17 protein-coding genes and 1 pseudogene are annotated in these 17,843 nt (G+C 65.5%); 9 read left to right on the top strand and 9 right to left on the bottom strand.

Features of this window, described 5'->3' with window-relative positions:
- Positions 1–93 precede the first annotated feature (93 nt).
- Complete coding sequence (locus J5M86_RS09070) at positions 94–1,110, bottom strand: Gfo/Idh/MocA family oxidoreductase (RefSeq protein WP_188060948.1); 1,017 nt, start codon at positions 1,108–1,110, stop codon at positions 94–96.
- Positions 1,111–1,182: 72 nt separating this feature from the next.
- Here J5M86_RS09070 and lipB point away from each other — a divergent pair, with 72 nt between their 5' ends.
- The 3 genes from lipB to J5M86_RS09085 all read left to right on the top strand — a co-directional run bounded on the left by lipB (position 1,183) and on the right by J5M86_RS09085 (position 3,816).
- Entirely contained in the window at positions 1,183–1,815 is a 633-nt protein-coding gene (gene lipB / locus J5M86_RS09075; RefSeq protein WP_188060947.1) for a lipoyl(octanoyl) transferase LipB, read from the top strand.
- A gap of 205 nt (positions 1,816–2,020) precedes the next feature.
- Positions 2,021–3,046 carry a lipoyl synthase gene (gene lipA, locus J5M86_RS09080; protein WP_188060946.1) on the top strand — a complete coding sequence of 342 codons (1,026 nt, stop codon included), beginning with the start codon at positions 2,021–2,023 and terminating at the stop codon, positions 3,044–3,046.
- 5 nt (positions 3,047–3,051) lie between these two features.
- A complete protein-coding gene (locus J5M86_RS09085; RefSeq protein ID WP_188060945.1) occupies positions 3,052–3,816 on the top strand; it encodes a DUF4191 domain-containing protein in 765 nt (254 codons plus the stop codon).
- A gap of 85 nt (positions 3,817–3,901) precedes the next feature.
- Here J5M86_RS09085 and J5M86_RS09090 read toward each other — a convergent pair whose 3' ends face one another.
- Positions 3,902–4,372 (bottom strand): RDD family protein, encoded by a 471-nt coding sequence (locus J5M86_RS09090; RefSeq protein WP_188060944.1) that lies wholly within the window; start codon positions 4,370–4,372, stop codon positions 3,902–3,904.
- A 169-nt stretch (positions 4,373–4,541) separates the two neighbouring features.
- On the opposite strand from J5M86_RS09090, the gene glnA reads away from it, so the two are divergent.
- From glnA to J5M86_RS09115, 5 genes and pseudogenes are all read left to right on the top strand, one after another.
- On the top strand, positions 4,542–5,966 hold the full coding sequence (glnA, locus tag J5M86_RS09095; protein WP_188060943.1) for a type I glutamate--ammonia ligase: 1,425 nt from the start codon (positions 4,542–4,544) through the stop codon (positions 5,964–5,966).
- Positions 5,967–6,137: 171 nt separating this feature from the next.
- Complete coding sequence (locus J5M86_RS09100) at positions 6,138–6,623, top strand: DUF4395 domain-containing protein (RefSeq protein ID WP_188060942.1); 486 nt, start codon at positions 6,138–6,140, stop codon at positions 6,621–6,623.
- A gap of 36 nt (positions 6,624–6,659) precedes the next feature.
- On the top strand, positions 6,660–7,070 hold the full coding sequence (locus J5M86_RS09105; protein ID WP_188060941.1) for an HIT family protein: 411 nt from the start codon (positions 6,660–6,662) through the stop codon (positions 7,068–7,070).
- Complete coding sequence (locus J5M86_RS09110) at positions 7,067–7,330, top strand: DUF4031 domain-containing protein (RefSeq protein WP_188060940.1); 264 nt, start codon at positions 7,067–7,069, stop codon at positions 7,328–7,330. The genes J5M86_RS09105 and J5M86_RS09110 overlap by 4 nt, the downstream gene beginning before the upstream one ends.
- Positions 7,331–7,741: 411 nt before the next feature.
- Positions 7,742–8,760: pseudogene (locus J5M86_RS09115) on the top strand (IS481 family transposase).
- A gap of 39 nt (positions 8,761–8,799) precedes the next feature.
- Here the strand turns inward: J5M86_RS09115 and J5M86_RS09120 are convergent.
- Complete coding sequence (locus J5M86_RS09120; protein ID WP_188060634.1) at positions 8,800–8,946, bottom strand: hypothetical protein; 147 nt, start codon at positions 8,944–8,946, stop codon at positions 8,800–8,802.
- Positions 8,947–9,286: 340 nt separating this feature from the next.
- Here J5M86_RS09120 and J5M86_RS09125 point away from each other — a divergent pair, with 340 nt between their 5' ends.
- Positions 9,287–9,745 carry an SRPBCC family protein gene (locus tag J5M86_RS09125; RefSeq protein WP_188060633.1) on the top strand — a complete coding sequence of 153 codons (459 nt, stop codon included), beginning with the start codon at positions 9,287–9,289 and terminating at the stop codon, positions 9,743–9,745.
- Position 9,746: 1 nt separating this feature from the next.
- Here the strand turns inward: J5M86_RS09125 and J5M86_RS09130 are convergent, their stop codons facing one another.
- The 6 genes from J5M86_RS09130 to J5M86_RS09155 all read right to left on the bottom strand — a co-directional run bounded on the left by J5M86_RS09130 (position 9,747) and on the right by J5M86_RS09155 (position 17,782).
- The gene (locus J5M86_RS09130; RefSeq protein ID WP_244328295.1) at positions 9,747–11,879 is read right to left on the bottom strand and encodes a S9 family peptidase; all 2,133 of its coding nucleotides are present in this window, start codon (positions 11,877–11,879) and stop codon (positions 9,747–9,749) included.
- A 43-nt stretch (positions 11,880–11,922) separates the two neighbouring features.
- Positions 11,923–15,495, bottom strand: coding sequence for a DNA polymerase III subunit alpha (dnaE, locus tag J5M86_RS09135; protein WP_188060632.1), 3,573 nt, complete (start codon positions 15,493–15,495; stop codon positions 11,923–11,925).
- Positions 15,496–15,566: 71 nt separating this feature from the next.
- A complete protein-coding gene (locus tag J5M86_RS09140) occupies positions 15,567–15,833 on the bottom strand; it encodes a hypothetical protein (protein WP_188060631.1) in 267 nt (88 codons plus the stop codon).
- A gap of 26 nt (positions 15,834–15,859) precedes the next feature.
- The gene (locus J5M86_RS09145; protein WP_188060630.1) at positions 15,860–16,789 is read right to left on the bottom strand and encodes an RluA family pseudouridine synthase; all 930 of its coding nucleotides are present in this window, start codon (positions 16,787–16,789) and stop codon (positions 15,860–15,862) included.
- Positions 16,782–17,393 (bottom strand): signal peptidase II, encoded by a 612-nt coding sequence (gene lspA, locus J5M86_RS09150; RefSeq protein WP_188060629.1) that lies wholly within the window; start codon positions 17,391–17,393, stop codon positions 16,782–16,784. The genes J5M86_RS09145 and lspA overlap by 8 nt, the downstream gene beginning before the upstream one ends.
- A complete protein-coding gene (locus J5M86_RS09155; RefSeq protein WP_244328296.1) occupies positions 17,363–17,782 on the bottom strand; it encodes a TraR/DksA C4-type zinc finger protein in 420 nt (139 codons plus the stop codon). The genes lspA and J5M86_RS09155 overlap by 31 nt, the downstream gene beginning before the upstream one ends.
- Between the last annotated feature and the right edge of the window lie 61 nt (positions 17,783–17,843).

Genomic DNA, 17,843 nt, shown 5'->3' on the forward strand with positions numbered 1-17,843 from the left:
TCGTGACCGGGGACGATCGGGGCTGTTCGGTGTCCATGGGGCCACGGTGCCACCGAACGCTCAGACGCAGCAGAAGTTATCCACAGGTACTGGTCAGGGGCCCTCCACCTGGGTGACCTGCCAGTTCTGCGCCGAACGTCGTGCCGCGTCGAGCACCCGGGCCACATGGACGCTGTCGCGCGGGTCGACCGGCATCTTCGCCTGCGGATCGTCGCTGTTCAGGGCATCGGCGACCTGCTCGTAGAAGGTGCGTTCCGGAGCCACCGTGGGAAGCGCTTCGCGGTCATCTGCGCGGCACAACCACCCGACATGACCAGCGGGGTTCTCGAACCCCGGCAGACCGTTCGGTTCGGCCTCGAACTCGGTCACGACGTACGCCGCCTTCGTCCCGCTCAGCCGCAGCCGTGGGCCGGGCACACCCGCGAGTGAGGTGGTCGACAAGTGCGACACCACCCCACCGGTGTGGCGGCACATCATGACCACCTCGTCCTCGGCAGCGGTGGTGTGAGATGCCATGGTCGCCACGACGCTGTCGACCGGGCCGAAGAGATCGACGGCGGAGTCGACCAGGTGCGCGCCGAGGTCGAGCAGTAGACCACCACCGTCCGCGGCGGAATCCTGCTCCCGCCAGCGAGCCTTCGGCTCGGGACGCCAACGCTCCCAACGGAACTCGTAACGCACCAGGTCGCCGAGCGAGCCGTCGGCCAGCAACTTCTTCGCGGCCAGGTGCGGGGTGTCCCAGCGTCTGTTCTGGAAAACAGTGAGCGGGCAGCCGGCCGCAGCGGCGGCGGCGACGGCCTGCTGCGCCGATGCGGCATCGGGCGTGATCGGCTTGTCGACCACGATCGGGACGGCGGCGGCAATCGCCGCGCGCAGATGGTCGACGTGCATGCCGGTCGGCGTCGCCAGCACGATCAGGTCGAGATCAGGCACCTGCAGCAATGCGTCAAGATCAGGGACGACCTGAGCCTGCGGCTCGTCGCTCTCCACCTCGGCCATGCGCTCTGGGTTGCTGGTCGAGACCGAAGCGATCTCGAAGCCGGCCGCCTTCAACTGCGGCCGATGGATGTGACGTCCTGCGAGGCCGTAACCGGCGAGTCCTACACGCATGGCGCCAACCTACATACTCACGCGTATCGAACCGGCGGCCTTTCGTCGATCGACCCGCCCTAGCCTGGACCGATGCAGATCGAACATGTCGGCTTCGACCCCGAGTTCGTCGACTACCAGCGAGCGTGGGAGCTGCAGCGGCAGGTGCACTCCGAGGTTGTCGACGGTTCACGCGAGGACACCGTGTTGTTGTTGGAACACGCGCGGGTCTACACGGCCGGCAAACGCACCGAACCGCACGAGCGGCCGTTCGACGGCACGCCGGTCGTCGACGTCGACCGGGGTGGCAAAATCACCTGGCACGGCCCGGGCCAACTCGTCGGCTACCCGATCGTGCGGTTGGGTGACCCGATCGATGTCGTGGCCTATGTGCGTCGCCTGGAGCAGATGATGATCGACGTCTGCACCGACCTCGGGCTCGACTCCGCCGGGCGTGTCGATGGCCGCAGCGGCGTGTGGTTTCCCGCCGGAGACGGCAAACCCGAGCGCAAGGTTGGGGCAATCGGCATCCGCGTCAGTCGTGATGTGACCATGCACGGCTTCGCGCTCAACTGTGACTGCGACCTGTCATGGGCCACGGCCATCGTGCCGTGCGGCATTCCGGACGCCGGGGTGACCACACTCAGCCAAGAACTCGGGCGCACGGTCACCGTGGCCGAGGTGTTGCCGTACGTGGAGAAGCGACTCGCCTCGATCCTCGGCTGAGCCACGGGACCGGGTCACCGGTCACAGACCGGCGTACGCCGTCTACTGCCTCCGTTTGTCTTCTCGGTCAGACCGCTGCCGGTGCTACGGAGCAGTACGGCGTTCCGGATCAACGACAAAACACCGGACGCGTAGGCTGGTGCGAACCATGTCGCCGCCGCTTGAGCGGGCGGCGTTGAATGTCGATCGAGGGAGCCGTTCGAGGATGACCGTCGCACCGGAGGGACGCCGCCTGCTTCGCGTCGAAGCACGCAACGCCGAGACACCGATCGAGCGCAAGCCGGAGTGGATCCGGACGACGGCCAAGATGGGTCCGGCCTACACCAAGCTGCATTCGATGGTGAAGAACGAGGGTCTGCACACCGTCTGTCAGGAAGCCGGCTGCCCCAACATCTTCGAGTGCTGGGAAGACCGCGAGGCCACCTTCCTCATCGGTGGTGACGTCTGCACCCGTCGCTGCGACTTCTGCGACATCGCCACCGGCCGCCCGACCGAGCTCGACATGGACGAACCACGCCGGGTGGCCGAGTCGGTGCAGCAGATGCAGTTGCGTTACGCGACGGTCACCGGTGTCGCCCGCGACGACCAGCCCGATGGTGCGGCGCGGTTGTACGCCGAGACGATCCGGCAGATCCACGCCCTCAACCCCAACACCGGCGTCGAGATCCTCCCGCCCGACTTCGGCGCCGAGCCTGACCTCGTCGGTCAGGTCTTCGAAGCACGTCCGGAGGTGTTCGCGCACAACCTCGAGACGGTGCCGCGCATCTTCAAGCGCATTCGTCCCGCCTTCACCTATGACAAGTCGTTGCGGGTGCTGTCGATGGCCAAGGACGCCGAACTGGTCACCAAGTCCAACCTCATCCTTGGCATGGGTGAGACGGACGAGGAGATCGAGCAGGCGCTGCGCGACCTGCATGAGGCCGGCTGCGACATCATCACGATCACCCAGTACCTACGTCCTTCCCCGTTGCACCACCCGATCGACCGCTGGGTCAAGCCGCAGGAGTTCGTGCACTGGTCTGACGTCGCCCGCGACCTCGGCTTCGTCGGGGTGATGGCCGGACCATTGGTGCGCTCCTCCTACCGTGCCGGACGCCTCTACACCCAGGCCATGGCGGCCTTGGGTCGCGAATTGCCGGAGCACCTGCACCACCTCGCACAGGCCGCTACCGAGCCGGCCCGCCAGGAGGCTTCTGCGCTCGTGGCGAAGCTGCAGACGCCAGTAGGCTGACGCCCATGTCCACATCCTCCGAGCAGGCGCCCACGAAGTCGCGCCGCACCCGCAAGCCCAAGGACCCGAACAAGCCGGGTCGGCTCAGCCAGATGAAGACCCTCTACCAAGGCGCCGTCAAGCAGAACCCGCGCATCCCGTTGTGGATGGCGCTCGGTTTCGCCGCCGGTTTCGTGCCATTCCTGCTTCTGGGGCTGTGGTGGGGTCACCCGATCTACCTGGGCTTCCTGGGTCTGATGGTCGGCATCCTGGTGGCGATGATCGTCTTCGGCCGACTGGCTGAGCGCGCTGCCTACGGTGCGCTGGACGGTCAGCCCGGCGCCAGCGGAGCAGCCCTGGGCGCACTGCGTCGCGGCTGGTTCGTGGAGCAGGAGCCGGTGGCTGCCGATGCCGGGCGGGCCCGCAACGTGCGTGACATGTCGTCAGCAGCGATGGTCTTCCGCGCGGTCGGACGTCCTGGTGTCGTGCTGATCGGCGAGGGCCCCAAGGGCGGCGCCTCCAAGCTGTTGACCTCCGAGCGCAAGCGCATCGAGCGTGTCGTCGGCCCGGAAGTGCCGATCACGATCTACCGCGTGGGCCAGGGCGATGACGCGATCCGCGTCGGTGAGCTCACCAAGCGCATGGGCAAGCTCGACAAGAAGCTGACCACCGCCGAAGTGTCGGCCGTCAACAAGCGTCTGCGGGCGCTGGGTGCCAGCCGGCCGCCGATCCCGGCAGGGATGGATCCGCGGAATGCGCGTCCCGACCGGCGCGGCATGCGCGGGCGGTAGGACGTCGTAGTCCGCTGACGCGGAACAGACAGAATGAAGTGGGTCTCTGCACATGCAGAGACCCACTTCATTGGTTCGGTGCGTGTCACCGCGTCCGCAGGATCATCGTTCGTGCGATGCGGTCGTGGAAGCCTCGGTTGTCCTTGTCCCAGATCACCGCGGGCAGCACGAGCGCAAGCAGCAGGGTGCGGATGACGATCTGGACGATGCTGGCCCGCTGACCGTCGACCGATAGCACGCGTAGGCCCATGAGTCGGTGTCCCATCGTGTAACCGAGGGTGCCGACGAGCAGGATGTTCTCGACGATGAACACCAGCAGTGGTTTGAAGCTGCCTGCGCCGGGCTCGCCCCAGCTGTACCGCAGCAGCCCGGCGGCGATGATCGAGCAGAGCGCCCAGTCGACGATGAGTGCAACGGCGCGCGGACCGGTCGTCGCGATGGAACCCGGGCCGTCCTTCGGCAGGCCGAGGTCCTTACCGGGGTAGTCGCCCGGGGCATGCTCACGCAGCGCGCCGGGGCCCTCGAGCCAGCTTCCTACGTCACGACGATCAACCACCCCTTGAGGGTATGCGAGGCGAGGGCCGTCCACGCAGGCGTGTCTCCTGCTCCGACACGTAACACCCACGAAACAAACTGCTCACGGTCGGGAAACGCGACACCGCTAAAGTCGGGTGCAGTCGGGTGGCACGGTACGTGCCCCGACGCTCATCCACGATGGAGGTTCAATGTTCAACAACGCCGATGAGGTCCTGAAGTTCATCAAGGACGAAGGCGTCGAGTTCGTCGATGTTCGATTCTGCGACCTGCCGGGCGTGATGCAGCACTTCAATGTGCCTGCCGCCACGTTCGACCACGACGCATTCGAGACCGGCCAGATGTTCGACGGCTCCTCGATCCGCGGGTTCCAGGCGATCCACGAGTCAGACATGAAGTTGATCCCCGACCCGCAGTCGGCCTACGTCGACCCGTTCCGTGAGCACAAGACGCTCATCATGAACTTCTCCATCGTCGACCCGTTCACCGGTGAGGCCTACAGCCGCGACCCGCGCAACATCGCCGCGAAGGCGGAGGCTTACCTGAAGTCGACCGGCATCGCCGACACCGCTTACTTCGGTGCCGAAGCGGAGTTCTACATCTTCGACGACGTCCGCTTCGCCACGAACGAGCACTCGGGCTACTACTTCATCGACTCCATCGAGGGTGCGTGGAACTCCGGTCGCGTCGAAGAGGGCGGCAACCTGGGTTACAAGCCGCGGGTCAAGGGTGGTTACTTCCCGGTGCCGCCGGTCGACCACATGGCTGACCTGCGCGACGAAATGTGCCTGCGGATGGCCGAGGTCGGCCTCAACGTCGAGCGTGCGCACCACGAGGTCGGCACCGCCGGTCAGCAGGAGATCAACTACACCTTCTCCACGCTGCTCGGCTCGGGCGACGACGTGATGAAGTTCAAGTACATCATCAAGAACACCGCCTTCCAGGCCGGCAAGACGGCGACCTTCATGCCGAAGCCGCTGTTCGGCGACAACGGTTCGGGTATGCACACCCACCAGTCGTTGTGGAAGGACGGCGAGCCGCTGTTCTACGACGAGAAGGGTTACGGCGGTCTGTCCGACCTTGCCCGTTGGTACATCGGTGGCCTGTTGAAGCACGCGCCGTCGCTGCTGGCCTTCACCAACCCGACGGTCAACTCCTACCACCGCCTGGTGCCGGGCTACGAGGCTCCGGTCAACCTGGTCTACTCGGCGCGCAACCGTTCGGCGTGCGTCCGCATCCCGATCGCGGGCACCTCCCCCAAGGCCAAGCGCATCGAGTTCCGCATCCCCGACCCGTCGGCCAACCCCTACCTCTCGTTCGCCGCACAGCTCATGGCCGGTCTGGACGGCATCAAGAACCGCATCGAGCCGCCGGAGCCGGTCGACAAGGACCTCTACGAGCTGCCGCCGGAGGAGCACGCGAACATCGAGCAGGTGCCCGGTTCGCTGCCCGAGGTGCTGGACGCCCTGGCGGCCGACCACGACTACCTCACCGAGGGCGGCGTGTTCACCGAGGACCTCATCGAGACCTGGATCGACTACAAGCGCCTCAACGAGGTCGACCCGATCCGTTTCCGTCCGCACCCCCACGAGTTCGAGATGTACTACGACCTGTGACCGAGTGAGCGGAGGTTGGCGGCGCTCGCGAAGCAGCCGCCAACCTCCGCTCCGTCCGCCTGAGTGGGCCGTGTCGCTCGTGAGAGCGGCCGGCTGCTCAGGCGGATTCTTGTTTCCGGATGGTGGACCGAGGTAGTGCGGGCCCGCTTCGCCAATCCATAATTTGTTGTTATGCGTATCGGCTTCCCGCGTGAGGTGAACGAGAAGGCAGCTCGCACCGTCGCCTCAGGTGTCGTGGTGCTGGCGGTCATCACGCTGGTCACCCGGTGGTCATGGCTGCCCGTGCTGATGGCCGCCGGCTTCGCACTTCGGGCGCTGTCGGGTCCGCGATACAGTCCGCTCGGTCGCCTGGCGGCCCAGGTGGTCGCTCCTCGACTGGGCGCCGCTGTTCTGGTGCCGGGCGCGCCGAAACGATTTGCCCAGACCATCGGGTTCGTTTTCACCGCGGCTGCTTCGATCGCCTGGCTCGGGCTTGGTTCGGCGTGCGTAGCTCTCAGCCTCATCGGCGTGCTACTGGTGTTCGCCTCGCTGGAGGCAGTGCTCGGATTCTGTGCCGGATGCTACGTGTTCAGCTGGCTGATGCACTGGGGACTGGTGCCCGCCGAGACCTGCCAGGCGTGTCACAACATCACTCTGCGAACCCAACAGTCGATCTGATTCCGAATCTGGGAGTTTCTGCGCGATACTCCCCGAATGGCTGCTTGTGTTTTCTGCGCGATCGTGCGGGACGAGGTCGACGCGCAGGTCGTGCACGAGACAGGGACGACGCTCGCCTTCCTCGACACCCGCCCGGTCTTCAAGGGACATGTGCTGGTGATTCCCCGCGAGCACATCAGCACGTTGCCTGACCTTCCAACGCATCTCCTCCCAGAGTTCTTCACCGAGGTGCAGCACATCGCGTCCACGATTCCGGCAGCGCTTGATGCTCAGGGTTCGTTCACCGCGATGAACACCGTGGTTTCTCAGTCGGTTCCGCACCTGCACTGTCATGTGGTACCCCGCACCAAGGGCGACGGTTTGCGCGGGTTCTTCTGGCCACGCACGAAATACGCCGACGGTGAAGCCGCCGAATACGCCGAGCGCCTGCGAGTTGCGCTCGCATGACGATCCTGATCGACCCGCCGTTCTGGCCGGCCTACGACCGCCTGTGGTCGCACTTGGTGAGCGACGCATCGTACGAGGAACTGCACGAATTCGCCCGCCGCACAGGGCTGCCCGAGCACCTGTTCGACGGCGATCACTACGACGTCCCGCAGGAGCGGTATGAGGCGGTGGTCTCCGCGGGCGCACAGGAGGTGTCCGGCAGCGACCTCATCCGACGGTTGATCGGCAGTGGCCTGCGCATTCGGGCCAGCGACCGCTGAGCTGCACCGAGTAGGGTTTGGCGACCCAGAAGGGTGCCCCATCTCGCATCGCTCCCCCGGCCTCGTCGCTGCCCTTCTCCTGACCGGATCGCTGACCGCCTGCTCCTCCGGCCGCGAGGGGTCCCCCGACGCCACGTCGAGCAGTCCGATCGTCGGTTCCATTTCCGGTGCAACGACGACTTCAGCTGCACCGAGCTCCTCCAGTGCGACCAAGCGGGTGCTCTCGGCAGCCGAACTCACGAGGGCAACACTGGCGCTGGCTGATCTGCCGCCTGGTTATGTCGAGGAGACACCTAGCTGTACTGACCCGGGACGTTAGGTACGGGCTCGGCTTGTCGGCGTGACATGAGGAAGACCTCCGAGTGAGGTGTGGAGCTGTCTAGGAACACACCCCTCACCACGGAGGTCTTCATGTCCCACGCTAACGCGCTGCTGACGCCGCGCGGTCGACTGTTGCTGGCTCGGTGCGTCGTTGAGGACGGATGGCCGCTACGGCGGGCAGCGGACCGGTTCAACGTGTCGGTCACGACCGCGAAGCGGTGGTCCGACCGGTACCGGGAGCAGGGGCCGGCCGGGATGAGCGACCGGTCCAGTCGGCCGGTCTCGTGCCCGCACCGGACGGTACGGCGTCGGGAACGGCGGGTGGTCGGGATGCGGGTCGCGCGGCGCTGGGGACCGGCGAGGATCGCGTACCACCTGGGGATGAACCCGGCCACGGTGCAGCGGATCCTGACCCGGTACGGGTGCCTGCGACTGTCGTGGACCGATCCCGCAACGGGGGTCCCGGTGAGGGCTCGACGCCGTCAAGTCGTGCGGTACGAGCGGGACGCGCCGGGAGACCTGGTCCATGTCGATGTCAAGAAACTCGGCCGGATCCCGATGGTGGCGGGCACCGGATCCACGGCCGATCAATCGGCGGTCGTAACTCCAGTGCGCACCGCGAGGCCGACCGGCCACGCACCGTCCACGGGCGCCCCAACCTGGGGTACGCGTTCTTGCACCACGCGGTAGACGACCACTCCCGCTACGTCTACTCCGAGATCCTGGCCGACGAGAAGAAGGAGACCGCGACCCAGTTCATGTCCCGGGCACTGGCGCACTTCGCCTCGATCGGGATCATCACGACCCGGGTGATGACGGACAACGGGGCCTGCTACCGCTCGAACGTGTTCGGGAAACTGTTGGCAGACAACGCCATCAAGCACAAACGGACCAAGCCGTACCGGCCACAGACCAACGGCAAGGTCGAACGGTTCAACCGCACCCTGCAAGAGGAATGGGCCTACGCCCGCCCGTACGCCAGCGAGACCGAACGCGTCGCCGCGTTCCCGGCCTTCCTGCACACCTACAATCACGACCGCGGCCACACCGCCCTCAAAGGCGACTCACCCGCCGACCGCGTACCCAACCTGGCGGGTCAGTACACCTAGCGGTTCAAATCGCACCTTCTGCGGCTACAAGCCTCCCGTTCAGGAGAAGCAGAAGTCTGAGGCCTGGTTCATCAAGGGCGTCGGCAGCAGCCAGATGGCACTGACATCGACCCTGCGGCAGTTCGCCAACTCATCCGAGGCGAAGAAGTCGTTCGATGCCTTGGCGAACACGTTGAAGACCTGCAAGCAGGAGACCTACCAGGGCGAGACTTTCACCTACCGCCTGATGTCAGCGCCGAAGCTCGGTAACGCCCCGCTGGGCGTCCAGATCAGCTCCGGCGGAACGACTGCTGAGCAGAACTTCATCCTGAACGGACCGGTGCTGATCTCGGTGGGCGGCGTCGCCCTCACCTCCCAATCCCGACATCCAGCCGATGATCAAGGCGCAGGTGCAGAAGCTGGACACCGCGCAGACCCAGCCGTAGTCGATCAGATCAGCTGTCGCGTCCAACGCCCGGACTGCCGCGGTTACCGGCAGGTACGCCCGAGCCTTAGGCTGTCACCAGCCCACGCCTTGAGGAGAACCATGTCTGCGAACCTGTCCACCTCCGTCGACATTGCCGCCACCCCGGAGAAGGTCTGGGCAATCGTGTCCGACCTGAAGCGGATGGGCGAATGGAGCCCGAGCACCGTGAAGGTGATCGTGCGCGGCGGTGAGGTGAAGAAGGGCGCAACGATGGTCAACGTCAACCGTCAGGGCTTGAAGGTGTGGCCGACCCAGTCGAAGGTCACCGAGTTCGAACCACAGCGCAAGCTCGTCTTCAAGATCCGCGAGAACAAGAGCCGCTGGATCTACGAACTCCAGCCCACCTCGGACGGCGGCACGCGCCTCACCGAGACCCGTGACGTCTCAGGTGGGACGACCAAGCTGTCGTCCACGCTGATCGACAAGTTCCTGGGCGGCAAGGACCGCTTCGAGGCCGACCTCATGACCGGCATGAAGCAGACCCTGGCCCGCATCAAGGCCGAGGCCGAGAAGGCCTGACTCAGAGCGCCCCGATCTGGTCGAGCAGGAACGCGAACTCAAAGGCGTCCTGCTTCCAGGAGTCGTAGCGTCCGCTGCTGCCGGCGTGGCCGGCGACGATCTCGGTCTTGAGCACGATCGGTCGCTGTGCCGGATCGTTCAGCACGGTCTCGCGTAATGCCTGCACCCACTTCACCGGCTCGACGAACGAGACCCGGGTGTCGTTGATGCTCGTGGTCGCCAGCACGGCGGGATACACCTCGGCACGTACGTTCTCGTACGGCGTGTAGCTCTTCATGACCGCGTAGACCTGGGCGTCCTCGATCGGGTTGCCCCACTCCTCCCACTCACCCACCGTGAGCGGCAAGGTCGGGTCGAGGATCGTGGTGAGGGCGTCGACGAAGGGCACCGCTGCATGCACCGCACGGTAGAGCTCCGGCGCCTGGTTGACTGCCGCTCCGATGAGTAGACCGCCGGCCGAACCCCCTTCTGCCGCAAGGCGATCGGACGCGACCCAGCCCTGGTCGATCAACCAGCGGGAACTGTCGACGAAGTCGTTGAAGGTGTTGGTTTTGGCGAGCATCTTGCCCTCGTCGTACCACTTACGACCCATCTCGCCTCCACCACGCGGATGAGCGAGGGCGTAGACGACGCCGCGGTCGAGCATCGACAGCCTCAGCGCCGAGAAGGCCGGATCAAAGCTGGCTTCGTACGAGCCGTAGCCGTAGATGTAGCCCGGGTTGCTGCCGTCCGGTTCGACGTCGGCCCGCCGCGCGATGTCGAGCGGCAACTGCACCCCGTCTCGACCGCGCACCCACACACGCTCCTCGACGTAGTCGCTCGGGTCGAAGCCAGGCACCTCCTGCACCTTCAGCACGCTCGCCGCACCCGCTGCGTCGACATCGACGACAGTGCGCGGGGTCAGCAGAGAGGTGGCCACCAACTGCACCGCGGACGCCTCGTAGCTGGGATTGGACCCCGCGCCGAGCCGGGTTGCGGCGCCTTCGAGGACCACAGGTTTCGGTGCGCCGTACGGCTTTTCACTCGCCGTCTTGGCGATGAGATCGGCGGTCGGCAAACCACCACGCCGCAGAAACATCGCGACGAACCCGGCGAATGACAGCGCACCGATCACACGTTCGCCGGCCGCGGGCGCATAGACAGATCGCCAGTTCGCGCGACCGGGAGCCTCGATCGGAGCCCAGGCGAGTTCGAAGTCAGCGTGATTCCCGTTGTGCGTCAACAGAATCCGGTCGCCGTCAACCTCCACCGAGTAGTCGAGCCCGCGGGTGCGGGGTTCGACGAACACCGGCTCGGACGTCGGGTCGGTCAGGTCCAGCAGCCGGACCTCGGTGGTGAGGCGCGATTCGGTGTGAATCACCAACCACCGGTCATCGCGCGAGGAGTCGATGCCGAGCGAGAACAGTTCGTCCGGCTCCTCGACCACGAGCACGTCGTCTGCTGCCGAGGTGCCGAGTTCGTGACGCCACACCTGGTGTGCCCGCCACGCGTCGTCCCGCCGCACGTAGAACAGGTGCGCACCGTCGAATGACCAGGCGAGGTCGTAGCTGGCCTGCTTCACCGCATCGTCCAGCACTCGTCCGGTCGAGATTTCGCGCACCTCGAGGTCGTACAACTCGCCGCCGGTGCGGTCGACCAGGATCGCCATCCGGTCGCCGGTGCGATCGATCTCCAGTGCGGCCAACTCGAAGAACTCAGAGCCTTCGGCTTCACGGTTGCCATCAACCAGCACCTGCTCCCCCGGCAGCGCCACACCCGACTGCGGATTCGGACGTGCGTCACCGGAATACGGTGCACGACAGTGGATCTCGTACTGCTCGCCCTCGACCGTGCGCACGAAGTACCACCAGTCGCCCAGACGGACGGGCACTGAGACGTCGTTCTCGACGATGCGCGCCTTGAGCTCACCGAAGATCGTGTCGGTTCCCTCACGCAGGTGCTCGGTCATCGCCTCGGTGTAGGCGTTCTCGGCCTTGACCAGCGGCAACAGTCGCGGGTCTTCGTGGTCGCGCATCCAGGCGAAGTCGTCGACGAACACGTCGCCGTGGAAGGTGCGCTCGGCGGGCACCCGGTCAGCCAGCGGTGGCTGCGGCGTCGTCGAGGTCGGCGCCGATGTCGATGTCAATCCAGTCACCCCGACACGTTAACCCCGCCTGAGTAGCCGCAGGACTCCCGGGTCAGGCCATGAGGCAGGTCGGGCCGAGCAACGCCTTGAGGTCGCCGAAGAGGGCCGGTGACGCAGCCACCTTGAGCTTGTCGTCGAGTTTCACCGTGACCTGCCGCCCGGGCTGGGTGAGCTTGATGTGCACCTCGGTGCCACCAGGGTGCTCGGCCAGCACACTCTTCAACTTCACGGCCAGACCGTTGTTCGCCCGGGCCAGTGGCATCGTCAGGACGATGGGTCCGCGCAGATCACCCTTCAGCTCAGGGATGGTCATGTCCTGGGCACTCAGGCTGACCGAATCATCCCGCGACATAACTTGACCTCGGATGACGCACACGGTGTCGGTGTTGAGCATCGTCGAGACCGTCATGTACGTCTTGGCGAAGAAGAGCACCTCGATCGATCCCTCGAGGTCTTCTACCTCGGCGATCGCCCAAAGTTCGCCCTTCTTGTTGCGTTTCAGGGTGAGCCCGGTGACCAGACCGGCGATGGTGACGGTGGAGCGATCCTTGGGGGCGTCCTCCCCCAGCAGCTTGGAGATCGGGGTGTCGGCGTGCTGCGCCAACAGGTGCTCGATGCCGAACAGCGGGTGATCGGAGACGTACAACCCGAGCATGTCGCGCTCGAAGGCCAGCAGCGTCTGCTTGTCCCACTCGATGTCGGGGATCTGCGGCAACGCCGCGAAGGTGACGGCCTCCTCGTCGCCGAACCCACCGAAGAGGCTGTCCTGGCCGTGGGCCTCGTTGCGCTTCTCCTCCACCAACGAATCGACGTAGGTCTCGTGCACGTGCACCAGGCCCTGCCGCTTGTGCTGCAGATCGTCGAATGCGCCTGCCTTGATGAGGGATTCGATGGTGCGCTTGTTGCAGACCGGAGCCGGCACCTTGCGCAGGAAGTCTTCGAAGGAGGTGAACCGCCCCTTCTCCTCGCGCGCCTGCACGATGCCGTCGACGACATTGCCGCCGACATTACGGACGGCCGCCAGCCCGAACCGGATGTCTTCACCAACAGCGGCGAAGTCGTCGATCGACTCGTTGACATCGGGCGGCAGCACCTTGATGCCTAGCTTGCGGGTGTCGGCCAGGTAGATGGCCATCTTGTCCTTGGAGTCCTCGACCGAGGTCAGCAAGGCTGCGGCGTACTCGGCCGGGTAGTTGGCCTTGAGATACGCCGTCCAGACCGACACGAGCGCGTAACCGGCGGCGTGCGACTTGTTGAAGGCGTAGCCGGCGAACGGGAGCATGACATCCCACAGCGCCTGGGTGGCCTCGGGCGAATAGCCGTTCTTCGCCATGCCGGCCGAGAAGTTGTCCCACTCCTTGGCCAGCACCTCGGGCTTCTTCTTGCCCATCGCCCGCCGCAGCAGGTCTGCACCACCGAGGGTGTAACCGGCCAGCTCACGGGCGATCGCCATGATCTGCTCCTGGTAGATGAGCAGGTGGTAGGTCTCGCCAAGGATGGGGTCGAGGGCGTCCTTCAGTTCGGGGTGGATCGGTGCCACCGGCTTGCGGCCGTTCTTGCGATCGGCGTAGTCGGTGTGGGCGTTGGCGGCCATCGGGCCGGGGCGGTAGAGCGCCAACACAGCGGTGATGTCCTCGAAGCCGGTAGGCGCCATCTGCCGCAGCAACGTGCGCATGCCGCCACCGTCGAGCTGGAAGACGCCGAGTGTGTCGCCGCGGCCGAGCAGTTCGTAGGTCGTGGGGTCGTCCAGCGGGATCGTCTCGGTGCTGAGGTGCTCACCGCGGTTGGCCTCGATGTTCTTGATCGCCTGGTCGATGATGCCCAGATTGCGCAGGCCCAGGAAGTCCATCTTGACCAGACCCATCTCCTCGCACTGCGGGTAGGAGAAGCCGGTGATGATGGTGCCGTCCTTGTCGCGGCGGTGCATCGGGATGAGCTCGAGCAGCGGCGCGGACGACAGGATGACGGCGGCGGCGTGCACACCCGTCCCCCGGATCTTGCCTTCGAGACCGCTGGCCGTCTCGAAGATCTTCTTGACCTCCGGCTGGGCCTCGATCATGGCCCGGAAGTCGCCGCCCTCGTTGTAGCGCGGGTGCTCCTTGTCATAGGTCGAGCCCAGCGGTACGCCCTTGCCCTGGACATCCGGTGGCATGGCCTTGGAGATCTGGTCACCGAGGCTGAACGGGAAGCCGAGGATGCGGTTGGCGTCCTTGATCGCGGCCTTCGCCTTGATCGTGGAGAAGGTGTTGACCTGCGCGGTGTAATCGGCGCCGTACTTCTCGGTGACGTAACGCACCATCTTGTCGCGCTGACGATCATCGAAGTCGAGGTCGACATCGGGCGGGCTGATGCGCTCGGGGTTGAGGAACCGCTCGAAGAGCAGTCCGTGCTCCAGCGGGTCGAGCTCGATGATGCGGGTGAGGTATGCCACCAGCGAACCAGCAGCCGAACCACGGCCGGGGCCGAGCGGGATGCCGTTGTCGCGGGCGTACTTGCAGATGTCGGCAACCACGAGGAAGTAGGAGCTGAAGCCCATCGGCTCGATGACCGACATCTCGGTCTCGATGCGCTCCCACACACCCTCGGGGACGTCGTCGCCGTAGCGCTCGACGACCCCCAGTTTGATCTGCTCGCGCAGGTATTCGCCCTGGGTCTGCTCCTCCGGGACGTCGGGGAACTGCGGCATACGGTCGACGTGGTTGAACACCTCGTCGTACGACTCGATCTGCTCGGCGATCGCCAGCGTGTTGTCGCAAGCCTGCGGCAGTTCACGGAACAGCTCGCGCATCTCGTCGGCAGACTTGATGTAGTAGCCGGATCCGTTGAACTTGAAGCGAGTTGGGTCGTCCTTGTTGCGACCCACACCGACGCACAGCAGGTCGTCGTGGCTGTCGGCCTGGTCTTCAGTGACGTAATGGGAGTCGTTGGTGGCCAGCAGCGGGAGGTCGAGCCGCTTGGCCACCCGCAGCAGGTCTTGGCGCACTTGGCGTTCGATGTCGACGCCGTGGTCCATCAGCTCGAGGTAGAAATTGCCCTTGCCGAAGATGTCCTGCAACTCGGCTGCAGCCGCGCACGCTTCCTCGAACTGGCCGAGGCGGAGCCGGGTCTGCACCGCACCCGACGGGCAGCCCGTGGTGGCGATGATGCCGTCGGCGCGCGCCGCCAGGATCTCGTTGTCCATACGCGGCTTGCCGTAGAAGCCCTCGAAACTGGCCAGCGAGCTCAGCGCGAAGAGATTGCGTAGACCTTGGGCGTTCTTGGCCCACATCGTCATGTGCAGGTAGCGACCGCCACCGGAGATGTCCTTGCCGCCCTCACCGTCGACGTTGTTGTCGCGCTGACCGCTGGTGGCCCAGAACTCCTGCTTGCGATTACGCCGGTCGGACGGGGCGACGTAGGCCTCGATGCCGATGATCGGCTTGACGCCCGGGAACGCCTTGGCGGCTTCTTGGAAGTCGTAGGCGCCGAACATGTTGCCGTGATCGCTCATCGCGACAGCCGGCATGCCGAGGCGTTCGACCTCCTTGAACAGCGGTTTCACCTGAGCTGCGCCATCCAGCATGGAGTACTCCGTGTGGACGTGTAGGTGGACGAAATCGTTGCGGGAGGCAGGTGAGCTGGACATCGCGACGAGTCTAAGTGCGACCTACGACAGCCGCCTCCTCAGCGCGCAAGGTGGGACGAATGAGGCGCGTGTTATGGGCCTTGCCGCTTCACCGAAACGTCCTCAGCCCGCTCACGCATAGCCTCGGCCGTCGCACCATGAACAGAGGCCGCAAACAGCAAGAACAGCGACACCGCGATCACCACACCCGCCAACTGCAGCAGGAAGATCCAGTCGGGTACGCCCCGGAACCACTGGACAACAGCCGCCACAACGAGTCCCCCAGCGCCCAGGAACGCCAAGCGTGACAGCACACGAGCGACCTTCGCGTGGAAGCTCTCGACCCCAATAAAATCCACGTCGGGTGACTTCCTACGCACAGCCGTCAGGCTCGGACTATGTCGAGCGCCCGTTGCAGATCAGCCGGGTACGGGCTCTCGAACGTGACCCAGTCGCCCGAACCGGGGTGGGCGAAGCCGAGCTTGACCGCATGCAGCCACTGGCGCTCCAGGCCCAGTTTCTTGGCCACGGTCGGGTCGGAGCCGTAGAGCGGGTCGCCGACGCACGGGTGGTGCAGCGCGGAGAAGTGCACTCGGATCTGGTGGGTGCGGCCGGTCTCGAGGTGGATCTCCATCAAGGACATCGACCGGAAGGCCTCGAGGAGTTCGTAGTGGGTCACGCTCGGGCGGCCCGCCTGCATCACCGCGAACTTGTAGTCGTGGTTGGGGTGGCGCCCGATGGGCGCCTCGATCGTGCCGACCACCGGGTCGGGCAGGCCCTGGACGAGAGCGTGATAGGTCTTGTCGACGGTGCGATCGCGGAAAGCCTGTTTCAGCACCGTGTAGGCCCGCTCTGACTTCGCCACCACCATGAGGCCGGAGGTGCCGACGTCCAGTCGCTGCACGATGCCTTGCCGCTCTGGAGCCCCGGACGTGGAGATGCGGTAGCCGGCACCGGCCAGACCACTGACGACATCGGGGCCGTCCCAACCCACGCTCGGGTGGGCGGCGACACCGGCCGGTTTGTCGACGACGACCATCTCGGTGTCGTCGTGGACGATGCGCAGGTCGTCGATCTTCTGCGGCTTGACCTGTGGGGTGCGGTCGACCACAGCCGGAATCGCCACCTCGAGCCACTGGCCCGCGCTGACCCGGTCCGATTTGGCCACCGTCCGCTGGTCGAGCGTCACCGCGCCGGTCGAGACCAGCTCAGCGGCTCGCGTCCGGGAGAAACCGAGGACGCGCGCGATGGCGGCGTCGACCCGCTCCCCCTCCAGCCCCTCGGGAATGGACAGGGCTTTCAGATCGTCAGTCATCGTTGTCGGTGTCCGTCGTTGCGTGCTTGGTGTTCTTGGTGGAGTGCTTCGTGCTGGATTTGTCGTCGTCGAGCCGGGTGCCGTCGAGCCCCATGCCCCGGATCGAGAGCAGGGCGATCAGGCAGGCCGCCGAGACCACGCAGATGTCGGCGACGTTGAAGATCGGCCAGTGCGGCAGTTGCAGGAAGTCGACGACATGGCCCTTTCCGAAACTCGGCTCGCGGAAGAACCGGTCGGTCAGGTTGCCCAGCGCTCCACCGATGAGCAGGCCGAGGCCGAGGGCCCACGGCTTGCTGCGCAGCCTGCGGGCCGAGTAGATCGTGAACGCGATGACGACGCAGGCGATGATCGTGAGCACCCAGGTGGCATTGGTGCCGATCGAGAAGGCGGCTCCCGGGTTGAAGGTGAGGTTGAGCCGCAGCAAGCTGCCGATCAACTCGTGCGGATCACCCGGATCCAGTGCTGCCAGCGCCCACTGCTTGGTGACTTGATCGAGGGCATAGCCCACGACCGCAACGGCCACCAGGACGCTGATCGAACTACGTCGGGTCGTGCGGGTTTCGGCTGATGAGGTCAGTGCCTCTTCTCCTGCTGCTGTTTGCATTGCATGCACAGTGTCGCACGCGGGAAAGCCTGCAGCCGCTCCTTGCCGATCGCCTGGCCGCAGTTCTCGCAGATGCCGTACGTGCCGTCGTCGATCCGGGCCAGCGCACGCTGTGCCTGCTCCAGTGCCCGGCGGCTGTTCTGGGCGAGGTTGTACTCCGATTCGCGGTCATAGGCCTTGGTGCCGAGATCGGCCTGGTCATCACCCGCGCCGCTGCTGCTGTCGGTGATCAGCCCGGCGATATCACTCTCGATCGACTTCAACTCGCCTTCGAGCCGTTCGACATCAGCTGAGAGCTCGTCGCGCACCTGCGCCAATTCCTCTGCGGTCCAAGGAGATTCGTCGTCGCGGACCGCGAGGGATACCGATGCGTCACTGCTCTTGTTCACTGCTGCTCTTTTCGTAGCCGGGCTCTTCGCCGCCATCGGAGGTCCTCCCGTCAAGGGCGTA

Source organism: Yimella sp. cx-51 (assembly GCF_017654605.1).
Lineage (GTDB): Bacteria > Actinomycetota > Actinomycetes > Actinomycetales > Dermatophilaceae > Yimella.

Coding starts and splice junctions, on each gene's coding strand:
- J5M86_RS09110 (WP_188060940.1), top strand. CDS start 7,067: ATGACGATCCTGATCGACCCGCCGTTCTGGCCGGCCTACGACCGCCTG.
- J5M86_RS09070 (WP_188060948.1), bottom strand. CDS start 1,110: ATGCGTGTAGGACTCGCCGGTTACGGCCTCGCAGGACGTCACATCCAT.
- lipA (WP_188060946.1), top strand. CDS start 2,021: ATGACCGTCGCACCGGAGGGACGCCGCCTGCTTCGCGTCGAAGCACGC.
- J5M86_RS09105 (WP_188060941.1), top strand. CDS start 6,660: ATGGCTGCTTGTGTTTTCTGCGCGATCGTGCGGGACGAGGTCGACGCG.
- J5M86_RS09125 (WP_188060633.1), top strand. CDS start 9,287: ATGTCTGCGAACCTGTCCACCTCCGTCGACATTGCCGCCACCCCGGAG.
- glnA (WP_188060943.1), top strand. CDS start 4,542: ATGTTCAACAACGCCGATGAGGTCCTGAAGTTCATCAAGGACGAAGGC.
- lspA (WP_188060629.1), bottom strand. CDS start 17,393: ATGCAAACAGCAGCAGGAGAAGAGGCACTGACCTCATCAGCCGAAACC.
- J5M86_RS09100 (WP_188060942.1), top strand. CDS start 6,138: ATGCGTATCGGCTTCCCGCGTGAGGTGAACGAGAAGGCAGCTCGCACC.
- dnaE (WP_188060632.1), bottom strand. CDS start 15,495: ATGTCCAGCTCACCTGCCTCCCGCAACGATTTCGTCCACCTACACGTC.
- lipB (WP_188060947.1), top strand. CDS start 1,183: ATGCAGATCGAACATGTCGGCTTCGACCCCGAGTTCGTCGACTACCAG.
- J5M86_RS09085 (WP_188060945.1), top strand. CDS start 3,052: ATGTCCACATCCTCCGAGCAGGCGCCCACGAAGTCGCGCCGCACCCGC.
- J5M86_RS09145 (WP_188060630.1), bottom strand. CDS start 16,789: ATGACTGACGATCTGAAAGCCCTGTCCATTCCCGAGGGGCTGGAGGGG.